Raw genomic sequence first — 18,157 nt, 5'->3', positions numbered from 1 at the left:
CTGGCCCGGAGGGAGCACAATGCTCCTGGCCGGGCCTATTCATTGTGGCGCGAGACGATGACGATAGACAAGGTTCCGATGACGGTGCGCGGTTACGCGGCGCTGGAGGAGGAGTTGAAGCACCGCCAGCAGGTGGAGCGCCAGCGAATCATCCAAGCCATCGCCGAGGCCCGCGCCCTCGGCGATCTGTCGGAGAATGCCGAGTACCACGCCGCCAAGGAGGCGCAGTCCCACAACGAGGGCCGCGTCCTCGAACTGGAGAGCATGATCTCGCGCGCCGAGGTGATCGACGTCTCGAAGCTCTCGGGCACGAAGATCAAGTTCGGCGCCACCGTGAAGCTCCTCGACGAGGACACCGAGGAGGAAAAGACCTACCAGCTCGTGGGCGAGCCCGAGGCGGATGTCCGCTCGGGCCTGGTCTCGATCACGTCGCCCATCGCCCGCGCGCTGATCGGCAAGGGCGTCGGCGACACCGTCGAGGTGACGACCCCCGGTGGCGGCAAGTCCTACGAGGTCGTCGCCGTCCAGTACGGCGGCTGATCCGCCGATGCGGCCGGAGAGGCGGCACGCGGCCGGGGCGGCGATCGGGCTCGCGCTCCTGCTGTGGATCAGTGCTCCGGGACCGACGCGGGCCGAACCGTCCGCAGGTTTCGCGGCGGCTGGGCTCTCCGGCATCCGCGTCGACGTTCAGCCGCTGCTCGCCCAAGGCGCTGGTGCGCAGGCCCTGGCCCTGCGCGACGACCTGACGGCGGCCCTGCGCGCCGAGTTCGCCGACCGGCTCGGTGGACCCGGGCCGGTTCTGGTGGTGCGGATCAAGGGACTCTCGATCAACCCTTACGCGGGTGGGGAGGGCGGACGCGGACGATTCGGCGGTGGCGGGCAGACGGACTACCTCGACGGGGATGCCCTTCTCGTCGGGCGGCGCGGCGAGGTGCTGGCGCGCCATCCCCAGCTCTCGGCGACGCCCGCGAGTTCCGGCGGCGCCTGGTACGACCCCGAATCCGAGCGGCGGCGCGTCGCCGCCATCGCCGGGCACTATGCGGGCTGGCTGCGCCGGGCGCTGCCGCGGGATTGAGCGCTCATCGCGCGGTCGACCTGTCCGGGAGCGATCCTCCTGGTGGATTGGCCGCCTCCGAGGATTGACCTGGATCGTCCGATGTCGGCAGCGTCCGCGATGACCTCCGCTTCCGGCGCGGCCGCGCCGAACTCCCTTCCCGACCTCGCCCGGGCCCGAACCTGGATCGTCACCGACGGCAAGGCCGGCGACGAGAACCAGTGCGTCGCCATCGCGGAAACCCTCGGCGTCGCCTTCGAGCGTCGGCGGGTGACGCCCCGCCCCCCCTTCGGCTGGATGGCGCCCTGGGGGCCGATCGACCCGCGTGACCAGCCGGGCGGACGCAGGGGCGCCCTCGCGGGTCCGTTGCCCGACCTGCTGATCGCCTCGGGCCGACGCGCGGTGCCGTATCTCCGGGCCGTCCGGCAGGCCTCCGGCGGGCGCACCTTCACGGCCTTTCTCAAGGACCCGCGCACGGGGCACGACACGGCCAACTTCGTCTGGGTGCCCGATTACGACGATTTGCGCGGGCCCAACGTCTTCACCACCCTCACCCCCCCGCATCCGGTCTCGGCCGCCCGGATCGAGGCCGCGCGCAATGCGCCCGATCCGCGCCTCGTCGACCTGCCCTGGCCCCGCATCGCCGTGCTGGTGGGCGGGGACAGCCGGCACCTGAGCTACCGCGCCGCCGACATGCGCCGCCTGCTGGCCGAGCTGACCAAGCTCGCGGATGGCGGCTGCTCGCTGATGGTGACGGTCTCCCGGCGCACGCCGGAGAACCTGCGAAAGGCCCTGCGCGACCTCGTGGCGGCCAAGGGCGGTTTCTTCTGGGACGGGACCGGCAGCAATCCCTATGTGGGGATGCTGGCCTTCGCCGAGCAAATCGTGGTCACCTCCGATTCCGCCAACATGGTCGGCGAGGCCGTGAGCACGGGGGCGCCCGTCCTCCTGTTCAACCTGCCGAAGACTTATATCCGGCACAGGCGGCTCTTCGCGGGGCTCGCGATGGCGGGCGCCCTGAAGCCCTTCGTCGGCCGCCTCGAGGAAATGCACTACCAGCCCCTGGATGCGACACCCGCCATCGCCGACGCGATGGCCAAGGCCTACGCGGATCACCGCGCGAACTGGGCCTGAAGGAGGACGGACACGATGGCCCATACGCATGCCAAACTCATCATCATCGGCTCCGGTCCCGCCGGCTACACCGCGGCGATCTACGCGGCCCGCGCCATGGTGGAGCCGCTGATGATCTCGGGCTTCCAGCCCGGCGGCCAGCTCATGATCACGACCGACGTCGAGAACTATCCGGGCTTCGCCGAGGCGATTCAGGGACCCTGGCTGATGGAGCAGATGCGCGCCCAGGCCGAGCATGTCGGCACGAAGATCGTGTCCGAGTACATCACCAAGGTCGATTTCCAGGTCCGGCCGTTCCGGCTCGAGGCCGATTCCGGCGAGACCTACTCGGCCGACGCGGTCATCATCGCCACCGGCGCCCAGGCCAAGTGGCTGGGCCTGCCGTCGGAGGCCCGGTTCCAGGGCTTCGGCGTCTCGGCCTGCGCCACCTGCGACGGCTTCTTCTTCCGCGGCAAGGAGGTCGTGGTGGTGGGCGGCGGCAACACCGCCGTGGAGGAGGCGCTCTACCTCGCCAACCTCGCCGCCAAGGTGATCGTCGTCCACCGCCGTGGCGAGTTCCGAGCCGAGCGGATCCTGCAGGAGCGCCTGTTCAAGCATCCCAACGTCGAGGTGGTCTGGCACCACGCGGTGGAGGAGATCTGCGGCGGCGAGAAGCCCCCGTCCGTGACCCATGTCCGCCTGAAGGACACCCGCACCGGCGAGATCACCGAGCGCAAGACCGACGGCGTCTTCATCGCCATCGGGCACCAGCCCGCCACCGCGATCTTCGAGGGCCAGCTCGCCATGCGCGACGGCGGCTACATCGAGACCGCGCCGGGCACCACCCACACGGCGATCCCGGGCGTCTACGCGGCGGGCGACGTCACCGACGACGTCTACCGGCAGGCGATCACCGCCGCCGGCATGGGGTGCATGGCTGCCCTCGACGCGGAGAAGTACCTGGCTGCCCTCGAAGTCGGCGAAACGCCGCAGCAAGCGGCCGCCGAATAGGAAGAATCTGGCGGATGAACGCGGCCTGCGCCTTGCGCGGGACGTCAAGACAATCGCAAGGTCGTTCCCCTAACCTAAGCGCTGGCGGCATGAGCCGTCGGCGCTTGCCGCATGACTCATCCTCCGATTCCCCACCGACACGCGGGTGACCGGAGCCGGGTCCGCCGGGCCTGACCGCACCATTCACGGTGCGGAACCAGTCGGCGTCGGGTTGCGTACGGGAGTGGTCGCCTTGGACTGGGACAAGATCCGCATCTTCCTCAACGTCGCGGAGGCCGGCAGCTTCACCCGCGCCGGCGACGACATCGGCCTGAGTCAGTCGGCGGTGAGCCGGCAGATCAGTGCCCTCGAGCGCGAGTTGAAGGCGCCGCTCTTCCACCGCCACGCCCGCGGCCTGATCCTGACCGAGCAGGGCGACCTCCTGTTCCGCGCGGCGCGCGACATGAAGCTGCGGCTGGAGAACACCAAGGCGCGTCTCGTCGAGACCAGCGAGCGGCCGACCGGCGACCTCAAGGTGACGACCACGGTGGGTCTCGGCACGGCCTGGCTCGCCCAGCGCATCGCCGAATTCCTCGACCTCTACCCGGATGTCCGCGTCGAGCTCATCCTCACCAACGAGGAGCTCGATCTCGCCATGCGCGAGGCGGACGTAGCCATCCGGATGCGGCGCCCGGCCCAGCCGGACCTGATCCAGCGCCGCCTGTTCACGGTGCACTATCACGCCTTCGCGTCGCAGGATTACGTGAAGCGCTTCGGCGAGCCGAAATCCATCGCCGACCTCGACAATCACCGCCTCGTCTCGTTCGGCGGCAACGAGCCGTCCTACCTTTTGGCCACGCACTGGCTCTCGACGGTGGGTCGCGAGGGCCAGGAGCGCCGGACGATCCATTTCACGGTCAACAACATCACCGCCCTGCAGCAGGCCATCGACACCGGCGCCGGCATCGGCATCCTGCCCGACTACGCGGCGGAGGGGCAGAGCGGTCTCGTGCAGGTCATGCGCGAGACCGAGATGCCGCACATGGAAAGCTATCTCGTCTACGCCGAGGAGATGCGCACCGTCGCCCGCGTGCAGGCGTTCCGGGATTTCCTCGTGGCGAAGGCTCAGCGCTGGACCTACTGAGGACCGGGGACGGGGCGGCACCCCACCCGTCGCAATCATCCTGTCTCCGGTCGACCCGTTCGGTCTCTGGCGAGCGCGCGTCCTCTCACCTTCGGGCGAGGGGATTCACGCGTTTCGATGGGGCCGATCGCTCTTCGCTCCAGAGCCGTCATCCCGGGGCTGCGAAGCAGTACCCGGGATCCCGAACCGCCGACAGGCCTTCAACCTGCCACCTCGGCGGTTCTGGGTTCCGGGTTCGCCTGCGGCGCCCCGGAATGACAGGGGTGGATGCCAAAGCACTTCGGAGATGAGTGAATATGCTTGGCCCGCCCGGGAGGGCGAGCCTGTCGCGCGCAGCCAATCCGAGGCAATCGACCAGAGACAATATCAGACGAACAGGCGCTCCTTCTCCAGCCCCTTGTAGAGGCCGGCGACCTGCTCGCCGTAGCCGTTGTAGATCAGGGTCGGCACGCGCTGGTCGGTGCCGAGCACCCGCTCCGTCGCCTGACTCCAGCGCGGATGCGACACCGCCGGGTTGACGTTGGCCCAGAAGCCGTACTCGGCGGCCTGCAGCCCTTCCCAGAAGGTCTTCGGCCGCTCGGCCACGAACGAGATCTTGGTGATCGATTTCACCGACTTGAAGCCGTACTTCCACGGCACCACGAGGCGGATCGGCGCGCCGAACTGGTTGGCGAGCGGCTTGCCGTAGACGCCGGTGGCGACGAAGGCGAGGTCGTTGCCGGCCTCCTCCAGGGTCAGGCCCTCCGTGTAGGGCCAGGGATACAGGAACGACTTCTGCCCCGGCGCCATCGCGCGGTCGAGGAAGGTCTGCATCTGGATGTACTTCGCCCCCGCGGTGGGCTTGGCCAAGGCCACGAGCTTCGCCAGCGGGAAGCCGGTCCAGGGCACCGACATCGACCAGGCCTCGACGCAGCGGTGCCGGTAGAGGCGTTCCTCCAGGGGCATCTTGCGGATCAGGTCGTCGATCCCGAGGGTCATCGGCTTCTCGACGAGACCGTCGATCGCCACCGTCCAGGGCCGGGTCTTCAGGGCGTTGGCCGCCGGGAGGACCGACTTCGAGGTGCCGTATTCGTAGAAGTTGTTGTAGTCGGCGCTGAACTTCTCCGGCGTCAGCGGGCGGTCGAGGGTGTAGGCCTCGTTGCGCTTGGCCGGGTAGAGGTCGGCGGTGGGGTCGGAGGCCGCCTGCGCGCCCTCAATCCCGATGAAGGAGGCCGCCGCCAGGCCCGCCGCGCCGCCGAGCAGGCGCCGCCGGTCGAGAAAGACGTTCTCCGGCGTCGCCAGATGTTCGGGCATCTCCCATGCCCGGGTTCGCCTGATATGCATGTCGATCCCTCCGTGCGGCGCGGATCGCTGCGCGCCGGCTCGTTGCCATGACATTGGCCGGACGCGGCACGCGCGCAAGCCGTCGCGATGTCACCCTTCGCCGGCGGACCGCCGAAGGTTACGGGGACTCGGACCTCAGGGCGGAGGGGAATCGTCGCGCAGGGCCCGGCGCAGCACCTTGCCGACATTGGTCTTGGGCAGGGCGTCGTGGAAGACGACCCGGCGCGGCACCTTGTAGCCGGTGAGCTGAGAGCGCGCGAAGGTCCGCAGCGCGTCGGTGGTCATCGCCTCGTCCTTGCGCACCACGTGGGCCACGACCATCTCGCCGGTCTCGTCGTTGACGGCCCCCACCACGGCGCATTCGAGCACGCCCGGATGGCTCGCGAGCACGTCCTCGATCTCGTTCGGATAGACGTTGAAGCCCGAGACCAGGATCATGTCCTTCATCCGGTCGACGATGCGGACCTGCCCATCGGGGTTCAGCACCGCCACGTCGCCGGTGCGGAAGTAGCCGTCCGCCGTCGTCGCCCGGGCGGTCTCGTCCGGGCGCTTCCAGTATCCGGCCATGACCTGGGGCCCGCGCACGCAGAGTTCGCCGGGTTCGCCGATCCCGACCTCCCGCCCGTCGAGCCCACGGATCGAGACGTCGGTGGAGGGCACGGGATAGCCGATGGTCCCGCTCCATTCGGCGAGGTCCGGCGGGTTGACGCAGACCACCGGCGAGGTCTCGGACAGGCCGTAGCCCTCGACGATGGCCGAGCCGGTGATCGCCTTCCAGCGCTCGGCGACGGTGGCCTGCACCGCCATGCCCCCCGCGATGACGAAGTCGAGCTTCGAGAAATCGACCTCGTGGATCTTGGGATGGTTGATCAGCAGGTTGAACAGGGTGTTCACACCGGAAAAGTGGGTGAAGCGCGTGCCCTTCAGCGTCTTGATGAAGCCGTCCGCGTCGCGCGGGTTGGCGATCAGCAGGCAGCAGCCGCCGACCTTCATGAAGAAGAAGAAACAGCAGGTCAGCGCGAAGATGTGGTAGAGCGGCAGCGCCGTGACCATGACGCGCATCCGGCCGTCGTCGGCCGAGACGCGGAACCAGACCCGGCTCTGCTCGACATTGGCCATGATGTTGCGGTGGGTGAGCATCGCCGCCTTGGCGACCCCCGTGGTACCGCCGGTATATTGCAGGAACGCGAGATCTTCAGGGCCCACGGGCACGCGGACCTTGGGCTTGCCGGTGCCTGCCCGGATCACCGCGTCGAAGCGGAGTGCGAGCCCGTCCGGAAAGCGATAGGCCGGCACCGCTTTCTTGAGATGGCGCGAGGCCAGGGTGATCAGCCGCCCCTTCAGGCCGAGGCCGTCACCCGGTCCGGCCAGGACCACCCGGTCGAGGGCGAGGTCGGGCAGGGCCTGCATCACCGTATGGGCGAAGTTCTCGAGGACGAAGAGGATGCGCGCACCCGAATCGTTCAGCTGCGCCGTCAGCTCGCGCGGGGTGTAGAGCGGGTTGACGTTGACGACGGTGCAGCCGGCGAGCAGCGCGCCGAAGATCGCGGCCGGATAGGCCGCCACGTTCGGCATCATGATCGCGACCCGGTCGCCCTTGGCGAGGCCCTGCGCGGCGAGCCAGGCGGCGACGGCTTCGGACGATGCGCCGAGGGCCGCGTAGGAAACCGGGACGCCGAAACTCATCAGGGCGGGACGTGGCGCCGAGCGGGCCATGCAGTCCTCGAACAGGTCGACCAGCGTTCCGAGACGGTCGATCGCGAGGTCCGCCGGAATGCTCGGCGGATAAGCGGACAGCCACGGGCGCGCGGCGCTCCGGGTTTCGGCCATGTGGATCCTCCCTGTGATGCGACCCGGCGGCTTCCTGCCTCCTTAGTTCACATCTAAACCATCCTCGGCCATCCCGGCGACCGGATCAAGCGGCGGCGTGTAGGCGGTGGGAACGATCCCGCCGCGTCGTCAGTCCGGTGCAGCCCAAACGGGTGCAGGCGACATGCGGCAGGAAGGCGATACCCGCCAGGGCCGCGGCCAACAGGGCGTCGCCCGCCGTCATCGACCGGCGCGGCCAGATCCCGAAGCCCGCCGCATGCGCGAGGCCGAGGACCGCCAGGGCGAACCAGAGGGCGAGGGTGCGGGCCAAAGCCTCGCCGATGGGGCGCAGCCAGCGCCGGGGGTGCTGCGCCGTCCGGTTGCCGATCAGCAGGGCGCCGACGCCGAGCGCCCCGGCGAACACCGTGGCGGCCAGTGCCGAGCCGAGGGCGTAGGCGGCCGGCATCGCCTGCTGCGTGAGGAAGGCCGTGCCGCCGCTGGCGAAGGCGAGGCGCAGGGTCACGCCGCCGAAGGTGGGATAGAGGCAGATTGCGAGGAACAGTGCGAGGGCGAGCCCTCCGCCGACGAGGCGGCGGGGCCAGCCGGCCGGTCCCGGCCGGACGATGCGAAGACCGAGACAGGCGAGCCCGTAGACGATCGCCACCGCGAAGAGCGGATAGCGATCGAGGAAGAAGCCGTAGAACCGGGCGTCCAGTTCGGGCGGCAGTGTCCAGCGTTGGTCGAAGCCCGTGGCGAACGCGAGGGCGACCGCCAGGATCGCGGCCGCCAGCGGGATCACGGCCGCCAGCATGCGGCTCAGGCCTCGTAGTGATCGCGCACTAGGCGGTCGAGCATCCGCACGCCCCAGCCCGCGCCCCAGCTCCGGTTGATCTCGCTCGCCGAGGAGGACATCGCGACGCCTGCGATGTCGAGATGGGCCCAGGGCACGTCGTTGACGTAGCGCTTCAGGAAGGAGGCGGCCGTGGCGGCACCGCCGTGACGGCCGCCGGTGTTCTTCATGTCGGCGAACTTCGAGTCGATCGCCTTGTCGTAGGCCGGGATCAGCGGCATCCGCCACACGGCCTCGCCCGTGGCCTCGCCGGCCGCCGTGATCTTGGCCGAGAGGGCGTCGTCGTTGGAGAACATGCCGGCGATGTCCTGGCCCAGGGCCACGATGATGGCGCCCGTCAGGGTGGCCAGATCGATCATGAACTTCGGCTTGTAGGCGCTCTGGATGTGCCAGAGCACGTCGGCGAGAACGAGGCGCCCTTCCGCGTCGGTGTTGATGATCTCGATGGTCTGGCCCGACATCGAGGTGACGATGTCGCTCGGCCGCATGGCGTTGCCGTCCGGCATGTTCTCGACGATGCCGATGGCGCCCACCACGTTGACCTTCGCCTTGCGGCTGGCGAGCGCGTGCAGCGTGCCGACGACGCAGGCCGCTCCGCCCATGTCGCCCTTCATGTCCTCCATGCCGCCGGCCGACTTGATCGAGATGCCGCCGGAATCGAAGCACACGCCCTTGCCGATGAAGGCGATGGGCGCCTCGTTCGGATCGGTCGCGCCGTTCCAGCGCATCACCACGACGCGGGCCTCGCGCGTCGAGCCCTGGGCCACGGCCAGAAGCGCGCCCATGCCCAGCGCCTCGAGCTTGCCCGGGCCGAGCACCTCGACCTCGACGCCGAGCCCGGTCAGAGCCTCGGCGCGCCGCGCGAACTCCTCCGGGTAGAGGACGTTCGGCGGCTCGTTGATCAGCTCGCGGGCCAGGATGACGCCGTCGGCGACGGCCTCGGACACCTTCGCGGCTGCCTCGGCGGCGGCGACATCGGCCACCATCAGGGTCAGGGCGGTGCCGTTCGCGTCCTCGCCCTCGGGCTTCTTCTTGGTCTTGTAGCGGTCGAAGCTGTAGTGGCGCAGGCGGGCGCCGAGGGCGAAGTCGGCCGCGTTCGCGGCGGTGACGTCGAGGCCGGAGGGGATCAGCGCCACACCGGCGCTGCGCCCGGAGACCTTGCCGGCGGTGAAGCCGCCCAGCGCCGCCCAGTCGATCTTGGCGCGGTCCTTCTCCGAGCCGAGACCGACGACGAGGAGACGGTCGGCCTCGAGGCCCGCCGGGGCGGGCAGCGCCAGGGCCGACAGGGACTTGCCCTTGAAGCGCTCGCTCGCCGCCGCGCGGGCCACGAGATCGGCCACCCCGCCGCCGATGGCCTGGGCGACCGCCGGGGCCAGGGCGAGATCGTCGCCGACGAAGAGGACGACGTCGCCCCGGCCCACCGGACCCAGGGGTCCGAACGCGATCGTGATACCGTCCGCCATGACGCTGCTTTCCGAGAGTTTGGCTCGAACGATGGAATGCGTTCGATCGATGGTGCGCGCAAAATCGTGTGCGAAGCGGCACGCGCTGGGACGCGCCGCTCCGAGGGCTTCTGTGTACCCGTTGAGGCAGAGAACGCAACGCGATCACGATGCCGCGAAACCGCCCGAATTGGCGCGCCCCGATCGCAGTCGACCGCCGGGGGGTGGGGCGGCTAGAGAGACGGACGGGGCGTCGACGCGCTCTGGCCGATGCGGGGGGCAATTCCGCACGACGCCGATCCACGAGAACCGATGACGCAGATCGAGCGCTACATCTTCAGAATCGCGCTCGGGGCGTTCCTGGCCTGCCTGGTCGGGCTGACCGGCACGATCTGGGTGACCCAGGCCCTGCGCGAGCTCGACCTGATCACCGCCAAGGGCCAGACCCTGGTGATCTTCTTCCTGATCACGGGGCTGTCGCTGCCGACCCTGATCACCGTGATCGCGCCCGTGGCGCTGTTCATCGCGGTGGTCTACGCGCTCAACAAGCTCAACGGCGATTCCGAGCTCATCGTGATGTCGGCCGCCGGCATGCGGCCCCGGCAGATCCTGCGCCCCTTCCTCAGCCTCGGCCTCGCCGTCAGCCTCGCGGTGGCGTTCCTGACGATCCAGGTCATGCCGTCCTCGTTCCAGGAATTGCGGGACGTGCTCACCCGCGTGCGGGGCGACTTCATCGCCAACGTGGTCAAGGAAGGCCAGTTCACCAGCCTCGACAGCGGCATCACCTTCCACTTCCGCGAGCGCGGGCCCGGCGGGGCCCTGCTCGGCCTTTTCATCCAGGACAAGCGCGAGGCGGGAAAGTCGGTGGTCTACCTCGCCGAGCGGGGCCAGGCGATGGAGTATGGTGGCCAGAGCTACCTCGCCCTGCAGAAGGGCAGCATCCACCGGCAGCAGAAAGGCTCGCGCGACGCCTCGATCATCACCTTCGAGCGCTACACCGTCGATCTGGCCGCCTTCACGCCGCCGGATGCCGAGCTCGTCTACAAGCCGCGCGAGCGTGCCACGATGCAGCTCCTGTTCCCCGACACCAGCGAGACCTACTACCGGCAGCAGAAGGGCCGCTTCCGGGCGGAGCTGCACGACCGGCTCTCGTCCTGGCTCTATCCCCTCGCCCTCACCTTCATCGCCTTCGCGGCGCTGGGCGATCCGCGCACCACGCGCCAGGGGCGCGGCCTCGCGGTGGCGGGCGCCGTGCTCGCCGTGGTGGTGGTGCGCATCGGGGGCTTCGCCGCCTCGAGTGCGGCCGCCCGCAGCGCGGGCGCGGTGGTGGCGGTCTACGCCGTGCCCCTCCTGGCGATCCTGATCTCGGCGGTGATGATCTTCAACGGCGCGGCGGTGCGGTCCTGGAACGCGCGCGTGGCCCGGGCGATGAGCGGGCTCGCGGGCCGCCTCGGCCGGCGCCCGCGCCTCGGCGTGCAGTGAGGCGGAGCGCGCGGCCATGCTGATCGGCGCCACCCTCGGCCGCTACTTCGCCATGCGCTTCGTGCGCACGATCCTCGGCGTGTTCCTCACGGTGTTCACCCTCGTCTACACCCTCGATTTCGTCGAGCTCCTGCGCCGGGCGGGCGATGCCGAGGGTGCGTCCACAGGTTTGATGGCGCAGCTCTCGCTCTACCGCACCCCGGCGGTGGCCGAGGGCGTGCTGCCCTTCGCGATCCTGTTCGGCTCGATGGCCACCCTGCTGCAGCTGTCGCGCAAGCTCGAGCTCGTGGTGGCGCGCGCCGCCGGCATCTCGGCCTGGCAGTTCCTGCAGCCGGGCGCCTTCGTGGCGCTCGCCATCGGCGCCTTCACGGTGGGCGTCTACAATCCGGTCTCGGCGCTGATGAAGCAGCGCTCCACCGAGATCGAGGCCAAGATCTTCTCTCGGTCCACCAAGGCCAATTCCGGCAAGGACCTGTGGATCCGCCAGCGCGGCCTCGACGGACAGGCGATCCTGCGCGCCGACACCGCCATCGAGGGCACGACCACCCTGGCGGGCGTCTCGGTCTTCACCTTCGACGATGCGGGCATCTTCACGGCGCAGATCGAGGCGGCGCGGGCGACGCTGCACGACGGCTACTGGGAGCTGACCCAAGCCCGCGTGATGGCGCTGGGCCAGCCGGCGGAGAGCTTCGACACCTATCTCATCGCCTCGACCCTGGTGCCCTCGCAGGTCCGGCAGCGCTTCACGCCGCCGGATTCCGTGCCTTTCTGGCAACTGCCCGAGACGATCTCGCGGTTCGAGCGGGCCGGCCTCGACGCCACCCGCTACCGGCTCCAGTACGACGTGCTGCTCGCCCGGCCGGTGCTGTTCCTGGCCATGGTGCTGGTGGCGGCCAGCGTTTCCTTAAGGTTCTTCCGCTTTGGTGGGGTGGGCAAGCTGGTGCTGGGCGGCGTGGCGGCGGGGTTCGTGCTGTATGTCGCCCGACAGGTGCTGGAAGGCCTCGGTGCCTCGGGAATCGTGACGCCGACGGTGGCGGCGTGGTTCCCGGCCGTGGTAGGGAGTCTCCTCGGTACGCTCACGCTTCTCTATCAGGAGGACGGCTGATGTCGGACTCCACGGTGGGGACGGAGCGGGAACCTTGGCAGGAGTTGGGACTGGCGTTGCGTAGGGTCGCCGACATCGCGTTCGCCACGGGCTTCGTGGCTCTGGTCACGGTCGCCGCTCCCGCGGCGCTCGGTGGACAAGCCCTGGCCCAAGGTGCGCCCGGAGCCGGCTCCGGCCAGAAGGCCGGCGCGACCCAGAAGCCCGCCGAGCGCCTCCTCGTGGAGGCCGCCGAGCTCATCTACGACAACGACCGCAACACGGTGACGGCGCGGGGCAACGCGGAGCTGCATTACGGCGCCCGCACCCTGCAGGCCGACCGGGTGACCTACGACCGCAACGCGAGCCGCGTCTTCGCGGAGGGCAACGTGCGGCTGACCGAGGCCACGGGCGCCGTGCTCACCGGCGAGAAGATGGAGCTCACCGACGATTTCCGGAGCGGCTTCATCGATGCCCTGCGGGTGCAGCAGACGGTGGAGCTGAACGGCCAGCCCGTGCGCACCCGGTTCTCGGCACCCCGCGCCGAGCGGATCGAGGGCGACACCACGAGCTTCGAGTACGGGACCTACACGGCCTGCGAGCCGTGCAAGAACAACCCGGAGACGCCGCCCCTCTGGCAGATCCGCGCCACCAAGATCGTCCACAACAACGAGACCCACACCGTCGCGTTCGAGGAATCGACCCTCGAGATCGGCGGGATCCCGGTCGCCTACCTGCCGTATTTCGAGACCGCCGACCCCACGGTGAAGCGCAAGACTGGCTTCCTGACGCCGCGCTTCCTCACCTCGACGGCGCTGGGCTCCGGAATCGCGACGCCGTTCTTCGTGAACCTGGCGCCGAACTACGACCTCACCCTCTCGCCCGCCTTCCTGAGCAACCAGGGCGTCCTCGGTCAGGCCGAGTTCCGGCACCGCCTCGAGACCGGCTCCTACAACCTGCGTGTGTCGGGCATCTTCCAGACCACGCCGAGCGCCTTCCTGCCCGGCCCCCTCGGGGCGGGCGACCGCGATTTTCGCGGCGCGATCGAGTCGAAGGGCCAGTTCTACATCAACGACCGCTGGCGCACCGGCTGGGACGTGGTCGGGGTGACCGACAAGTGGTTCCTCGACAATTACCGCATCCGCAACCAGAGCATCACCACGGACTACTTCCGTGAGGCGGTCTCGACGGCCTACCTGATCGGCCAGGGCGACCGCTCGTGGTTCGAGGCGCGCGGCTACTACTTCAAGGGCCTGTCGAGCTTCGACTGGCAGAAGGAGCAGCCCTTCGTCGCGCCGGTGATCGACTACGACAAGCGCATCAACGGTCCGGGCCAGCTCGGCGGCGAGGTCCGGTTCGAGGCGAACATCACCAGCCTCACCCGGCAGGCCACCGATTTCCAGGCGGTCCAGAGCCCCACGGGCTACCTGCTCCAGCCCACCATCAACGGCCGCACCTACAACCTCTACGAGACCTGCACGGTGTTCGAGCGGGGCCGCTGCGTCGTGCGCGGGCTGGCCGGCACCAACACGCGCGCCTCGGCGCAGCTCTCCTGGCGGCGGTCCTTCATCGACGACATGGGCCAGGTCTTCACGCCGTTCGCCTACCTGCGCACGGACGCGTTCTTCGTGGACCCGCGCAATTCCGGCTACCAGAACGCCCTGGTCCAGAACATCGCCCGCCAGGACGCCGACTTCTCCGGCCGCGTGCTGCCGGCGGTGGGCATCGACTACCGCTATCCCTTCGTCAGCAATTTCGGGCCCTTGGGCGTCCACACGATCGAGCCGATCGCGCAGATCATCGCGCGCCCGAGCGAGACCCGTATCGGCCGCCTGCCGAACGAGGACGCGCAGAGCCTGATCTTCGACGACACCTCGCTGTTCGAGTGGGACAAGTTCTCGGGCTACGACCGGGTCGAGGGCGGCGTGCGTACCAATCTCGGCGCGCAGTACTCCGTGGTGACCCCGGCCGGCTGGTACGCGAACGCCATGTTCGGCGAGTCGATCCAGATCGCGGGCGTGAACTCGTTCCGCCGGGGCGACATCGCCAATGTGGGCCTCGATTCGGGGTTGGAAAACCGCCGGTCGGACTTCGTCGGCCGGGTCCAGGTCTCGCCGAACCAGAACATCACCTTCATCACGCGCGGCCGCTTCGACCAGGCGGATCTCGGAGTGAACCGGGTCGAGACCGGCGTGATCGCGCGGCTTTCGCCCTTCGCGCCGATCGACCTCTCGGCCTTCTATTCCTACTACAAGGCGCAGCCGGCCCTCGGCTTCGCCAACCGCCGCGAGGGCCTGACCGCCTCGGCGACCTACCACGTCACGCCGAACTGGTTCGTCACGGGCTCGGCCCTCATCGACATGTCGCACTACCTCGACGTGCGCGACAATTTCAAAACCGCCTACGCCTCCTACCTCGCCAACCCGGTCGGCGACGCGCCGGTCTATTCCAACCCCGGGCGCTTCTACCTGTCCGGCATGAGCATCGGCGGCGGCTACCAGGACGAGTGCACCACGGTGTCGGTGAACTACATCGTCTCCCCCACCGCCGCCGCACTCGGCACCAGCGAGCGCAACCGCACCGTGCTGCTGCGGCTCGAACTGAAGACCCTCGGCGAGGCCGATTTCCGCCAGAACCTCGGAACCGCGGTCACGGCCGACGGCATCTCGACCGTCCGTTGAGGCGCTTCCGCGTTCCGGGACGAGGAAACCGGCGATGACCCGACGACTGGCGCCGATCGCCCTCACCCTCGGCGATCCCGCCGGAATCGGCCCGGAACTCGCCCTGATGGCGTGGCTCCGGCGCGATGCCGGGCCCGGCCTCCCGACCTTCTTCCTCATCGGCGATCCCGACTTCATCGAGCGCCGCGCCAGCGCCATGAACCTGCAGGTCCCGGTCGCCGATGTCGGTCCGGACCTCGCCGAGGAGGTTTTCCCCCGCGCGCTGCCGGTGATGCCGCTGCCCAGCGGCATGCGGGTCGAGGCCGAGCCCGGCCGGCCGGACTCGGCCTGCGCCGGAGCGATCCTCGAATCGATCACCGCCGGGGTGGACCTCGTCACGCGCGGCATCGCCGCCGCTTTGGTGACCAACCCGATCGCCAAGTACGTCCTGACGCAGGTGGGCTTCGCCCATCCGGGCCACACCGAGTTCCTCGCTGCCCTCGCGGTGGCGCCCGGCGAGACGCCGCCGCTCCCCGTGATGATGCTGTGGAGCGAGACCCTGTCGGTGGTGCCGGTGACCATCCACGTGGCGCTGCGCCGTGTGCCCGAACTCCTGACCCAGGACCTCGTGGTGCGCACGGCCCGCATCGTCGCCCACGATCTGCGCCATCGCTTCGGCCTGGAGCGCCCCCGCCTCGTCCTGTCCGGGCTCAACCCGCATGCGGGCGAGAACGGCACGATGGGCAGCGAGGACCGCGACGTGCTGGAGCCGGCTGTGATGCAGTTGCAGGGTGAGGGCATCGACATCCGGGGGCCGCTGCCCGCCGACACCCTGTTCCACGAACGGGCCCGCGCGACCTACGACGTCGCCCTGACGCCGACCCACGACCAGGCGCTGATCCCGATCAAGACCATCGCGTTCGACGACGGCGTCAACGTCACCCTGGGCCTGCCCTTCATCCGGACCTCGCCCGACCACGGCACCGCCTTCGACATCGCCGGCCGGGGCATCGCCCGCCCCGACAGCCTGATGGCCGCCCTGCGGCTCGCCGCCCGCCTCGCCAAGGCCGAAGCGTGAGCGAGGGGAACGGCCTCAGCGCGGACGGCCTGCCGCCCCTGCGCGAGGTGGTGCGCCGGCACGGCCTCGAGCCCAAGAAGGCGCTCGGTCAGAACTTCCTGTTCGACCTCAACCTGACCGGCCGGATCGCCCGCTCCGCCGGCCCCCTCGACGGCGTCACCGTGGTGGAGATCGGCCCCGGACCCGGCGGCCTGACCCGGGCGCTGCTGGCCGAGGGCGCGGCCCGGGTCGTCGCCATCGAGCGCGATCCCCGGGCCCTGCCCGCGTTGGCCGAGATCGCCGCGCATTATCCGGGACGCCTGGAGGTGGTCGACGCCGATGCCCTGCGCTTCGATCCCGCCCCGCTGATCGGGTCCGGGCCGGTCCGGATCGTGGCCAACCTGCCCTACAACATCGGCACCCCGCTCCTCGTCGGCTGGCTCGCCGGCGCGGCCTGGCCGCCGTGGTGGGATTCCCTGACGCTGATGTTCCAGCGCGAGGTCGCCGAGCGCATCGTGGCCGACGAGAACGACCGGGCCAATTACGGGCGCCTCGGCGTCCTCTGCGGCTGGCGCACGCAGGCCGACATCCTGTTCGACGTGGCCCCATCGGCCTTCGTGCCGCCCCCGAAGGTGACCTCCTCCGTCGTCCGCCTGACGCCGCGCCGCGATCCCCTGCCCTGCTCGGTGCAGGCCCTGGAATCCATCACCCGCGCGGCCTTCGGGCAGCGCCGCAAGATGCTGCGTCAGAGCCTGAAGGCCGCCGTTCCGGACCCGGCCCGGCTTCTCGACGCCGCCGGCATCCCCGAGACCGCGCGGGCCGAGGAAGTTCCGGTCTCGGCCTTCGTGGCGATGGCGCGGGCGCTGAAGAGCGTCTGATACGGTTTCGGGCGGAATCGTTCGGTTTCTGGCGCGGGTCCCCTCTCCTGGAAGGAGAGGGACAGGGTGAGGTGTGTGACCTCTCCGGAAATGGACCACACCTCACCCCAACCCTCTCCTTCCAGGAGAGGGAGCGCGTCGCGTACAGGATGACCGAAGCCATCAACTGGAAACCGTATGAAACGAAAAAGGGGCCGCGCGGATCAGTCCGCGCGGCCCCTCTGGTTCGATCTTCGGTAAACCGTGGCGCTCAGCGCCCCTGCTGGATGGCCGAGAGGATCCAGCGGCCGCCGCGCTCGCGCACGAAGGTCCAGAGCTCCACGGCCTCCGGCTCGCCGGTCTCGACCACGCGGTCGGTGCGGCGGTCGACGGTCACGTCCTTGATGGCGTAGCGCATCGCCACGGTGGCGTACTCGGCATTGCCCTCGCCCCAGGACTCCGACAGGTCGCCCTGGAGGAGCTTCACGTCCGAGATCCGGTTGACGACGCCGCGCGCCTGGTTGGCCTGCAGCTCCTCGATGAAGTAGCCGGCCATCTCGGGGGTCGCGAAGTTGCGAAGCGCCGCGGCGTCCTCACGGCCATAGGCCGCCTGGATGTCGTTGAGGGCGATCTCGAAGCTCTGGAAGTCGCCGGGTCCGATCTGGACCGGACGCGCCGCCGGAGGCTGCACCGGCGCCGGGCCGCGCTGGGCGTTTCCGCCGAGGGGCGCGCCCCCCATCGGGCCACCCGAGGGACCGTTGACCGGACCGTTCATGGGCCCACCCATCGGGCCCGGAGCGTCGAGGTTCTGGCGGGCATGACCGGCCGCGGCCGGCGCGCCCTGACGGCGGCGGAACCAGCGCACCGCGAAGGCCACCAGCATGACGACGAGGCCGACCTGGAGGATCAGGCCGAGGAAGGACATGATGCCGCCGAGGCCGCCGAAGAAGCCGCCGCCGAGGAGGGCACCGAGGAGACCCGCGCCGAGCAGACCCGCCATGAAGCCCCCGCCGAAGCGACGGCCGGGCTGGGCGGCCTGGGTCATGCCGGGATTGCCCATGGCCGGGCCGGGCTGGGTCTGCGAGCGCTGGATCGGGGCCGGGGCGCCGGGCGCGGTAGTCGTGGCCGAGGGCGGCGCGTAGGTGCGCGATCCGCGCGAGCCCATGCCACCGCTGCTGCCGCTTCCGGGACGCGCCTCGACGACGGGCGCAGCGAGGGCCAACGCCGCGGCGAGCGCGAGGATGGACGCCGCGCGCTTGCGACGAGTGGTGGAGGTGAGCATGAAGACGCCTCTG

General features: G+C 69.8%; 15 protein-coding genes. 10 read left to right on the top strand and 5 right to left on the bottom strand.

Going from position 1 to position 18,157, the window contains the following annotated elements; all coding sequences use genetic code 11:
* Positions 1-63 precede the first annotated feature (63 nt).
* The 5 genes from greA to MKK58_RS25185 all read left to right on the top strand — a co-directional run bounded on the left by greA (position 64) and on the right by MKK58_RS25185 (position 4,301).
* The gene (gene greA / locus MKK58_RS25205; protein WP_181017364.1) at positions 64-540 is read left to right on the top strand and encodes a transcription elongation factor GreA; all 477 of its coding nucleotides are present in this window, start codon (positions 64-66) and stop codon (positions 538-540) included.
* 7 nt (positions 541-547) lie between these two features.
* Positions 548-1,075 carry a hypothetical protein gene (locus MKK58_RS25200; protein WP_243915689.1) on the top strand — a complete coding sequence of 176 codons (528 nt, stop codon included), beginning with the start codon at positions 548-550 and terminating at the stop codon, positions 1,073-1,075.
* A gap of 81 nt (positions 1,076-1,156) precedes the next feature.
* Positions 1,157-2,188: a mitochondrial fission ELM1 family protein gene (locus tag MKK58_RS25195; protein ID WP_243915688.1), complete on the top strand. Its 1,032-nt coding sequence runs from the start codon at positions 1,157-1,159 to the stop codon at positions 2,186-2,188.
* 15 nt (positions 2,189-2,203) lie between these two features.
* Positions 2,204-3,178, top strand: coding sequence for a thioredoxin-disulfide reductase (gene trxB / locus MKK58_RS25190; RefSeq protein ID WP_243915687.1), 975 nt, complete (start codon positions 2,204-2,206; stop codon positions 3,176-3,178).
* A 232-nt stretch (positions 3,179-3,410) separates the two neighbouring features.
* A complete protein-coding gene (locus tag MKK58_RS25185) occupies positions 3,411-4,301 on the top strand; it encodes a LysR family transcriptional regulator (protein WP_243915686.1) in 891 nt (296 codons plus the stop codon).
* A gap of 366 nt (positions 4,302-4,667) precedes the next feature.
* Here MKK58_RS25185 and msrP read toward each other — a convergent pair whose 3' ends face one another.
* The 4 genes from msrP to MKK58_RS25165 form a co-directional block, all read right to left on the bottom strand.
* A complete protein-coding gene (gene msrP, locus MKK58_RS25180; protein WP_243915685.1) occupies positions 4,668-5,624 on the bottom strand; it encodes a protein-methionine-sulfoxide reductase catalytic subunit MsrP in 957 nt (318 codons plus the stop codon).
* A gap of 135 nt (positions 5,625-5,759) precedes the next feature.
* Complete coding sequence (locus tag MKK58_RS25175; RefSeq protein ID WP_243915684.1) at positions 5,760-7,454, bottom strand: AMP-binding protein; 1,695 nt, start codon at positions 7,452-7,454, stop codon at positions 5,760-5,762.
* 85 nt (positions 7,455-7,539) lie between these two features.
* Positions 7,540-8,244: a hypothetical protein gene (locus tag MKK58_RS25170; protein WP_243915683.1), complete on the bottom strand. Its 705-nt coding sequence runs from the start codon at positions 8,242-8,244 to the stop codon at positions 7,540-7,542.
* A 5-nt stretch (positions 8,245-8,249) separates the two neighbouring features.
* Positions 8,250-9,746 carry a leucyl aminopeptidase gene (locus MKK58_RS25165; protein WP_243915682.1) on the bottom strand — a complete coding sequence of 499 codons (1,497 nt, stop codon included), beginning with the start codon at positions 9,744-9,746 and terminating at the stop codon, positions 8,250-8,252.
* A 291-nt stretch (positions 9,747-10,037) separates the two neighbouring features.
* On the opposite strand from MKK58_RS25165, the gene lptF reads away from it, so the two are divergent.
* From lptF to rsmA, 5 genes are read left to right on the top strand one after another with little or no spacing between them, the layout of a single operon-like run.
* Entirely contained in the window at positions 10,038-11,207 is a 1,170-nt protein-coding gene (gene lptF, locus MKK58_RS25160; RefSeq protein WP_238278766.1) for an LPS export ABC transporter permease LptF, read from the top strand.
* A 16-nt stretch (positions 11,208-11,223) separates the two neighbouring features.
* The gene (gene lptG / locus MKK58_RS25155; protein WP_243915681.1) at positions 11,224-12,312 is read left to right on the top strand and encodes an LPS export ABC transporter permease LptG; all 1,089 of its coding nucleotides are present in this window, start codon (positions 11,224-11,226) and stop codon (positions 12,310-12,312) included.
* Positions 12,313-12,368: 56 nt separating this feature from the next.
* The gene (locus MKK58_RS25150; protein ID WP_243915835.1) at positions 12,369-14,969 is read left to right on the top strand and encodes an LPS-assembly protein LptD; all 2,601 of its coding nucleotides are present in this window, start codon (positions 12,369-12,371) and stop codon (positions 14,967-14,969) included.
* Positions 14,970-15,003: 34 nt separating this feature from the next.
* Positions 15,004-16,026 carry a 4-hydroxythreonine-4-phosphate dehydrogenase PdxA gene (pdxA, locus tag MKK58_RS25145; protein WP_243915680.1) on the top strand — a complete coding sequence of 341 codons (1,023 nt, stop codon included), beginning with the start codon at positions 15,004-15,006 and terminating at the stop codon, positions 16,024-16,026.
* Positions 16,023-16,883 (top strand): 16S rRNA (adenine(1518)-N(6)/adenine(1519)-N(6))-dimethyltransferase RsmA, encoded by an 861-nt coding sequence (gene rsmA / locus MKK58_RS25140; protein WP_243915679.1) that lies wholly within the window; start codon positions 16,023-16,025, stop codon positions 16,881-16,883. Before pdxA ends, rsmA begins: the two co-directional genes overlap by 4 nt.
* Before the next feature lie 250 nt (positions 16,884-17,133).
* Here the strand turns inward: rsmA and MKK58_RS25135 are convergent, their stop codons facing one another.
* Entirely contained in the window at positions 17,134-18,144 is a 1,011-nt protein-coding gene (locus tag MKK58_RS25135) for a TIM44-like domain-containing protein (protein WP_243915678.1), read from the bottom strand.
* Positions 18,145-18,157: the final 13 nt, after the last annotated feature.

The organism is Methylobacterium sp. J-078, assembly GCF_022829285.1.
Taxonomy (GTDB): Bacteria; Pseudomonadota; Alphaproteobacteria; order Rhizobiales; family Beijerinckiaceae; genus Methylobacterium.
The sequence above is the reverse complement of the archived record's forward strand: the minus strand, read 5'-3'. Positions and strand labels throughout refer to the sequence as shown.

What these genes read in the sequence shown, in the direction of transcription:
- MKK58_RS25200 (WP_243915689.1), top strand. Translation starts at nt 548, where the DNA reads ATGCGGCCGGAGAGGCGGCACGCGGCCGGGGCGGCGATCGGGCTCGCG.
- MKK58_RS25195 (WP_243915688.1), top strand. Translation starts at nt 1,157, where the DNA reads ATGTCGGCAGCGTCCGCGATGACCTCCGCTTCCGGCGCGGCCGCGCCG.
- trxB (WP_243915687.1), top strand. Translation starts at nt 2,204, where the DNA reads ATGGCCCATACGCATGCCAAACTCATCATCATCGGCTCCGGTCCCGCC.
- msrP (WP_243915685.1), bottom strand. Translation starts at nt 5,624, where the DNA reads ATGCATATCAGGCGAACCCGGGCATGGGAGATGCCCGAACATCTGGCG.
- MKK58_RS25175 (WP_243915684.1), bottom strand. Translation starts at nt 7,454, where the DNA reads ATGGCCGAAACCCGGAGCGCCGCGCGCCCGTGGCTGTCCGCTTATCCG.
- MKK58_RS25170 (WP_243915683.1), bottom strand. Translation starts at nt 8,244, where the DNA reads ATGCTGGCGGCCGTGATCCCGCTGGCGGCCGCGATCCTGGCGGTCGCC.
- MKK58_RS25165 (WP_243915682.1), bottom strand. Translation starts at nt 9,746, where the DNA reads ATGGCGGACGGTATCACGATCGCGTTCGGACCCCTGGGTCCGGTGGGC.
- lptF (WP_238278766.1), top strand. Translation starts at nt 10,038, where the DNA reads ATGACGCAGATCGAGCGCTACATCTTCAGAATCGCGCTCGGGGCGTTC.
- lptG (WP_243915681.1), top strand. Translation starts at nt 11,224, where the DNA reads ATGCTGATCGGCGCCACCCTCGGCCGCTACTTCGCCATGCGCTTCGTG.
- pdxA (WP_243915680.1), top strand. Translation starts at nt 15,004, where the DNA reads ATGACCCGACGACTGGCGCCGATCGCCCTCACCCTCGGCGATCCCGCC.
- MKK58_RS25135 (WP_243915678.1), bottom strand. Translation starts at nt 18,144, where the DNA reads ATGCTCACCTCCACCACTCGTCGCAAGCGCGCGGCGTCCATCCTCGCG.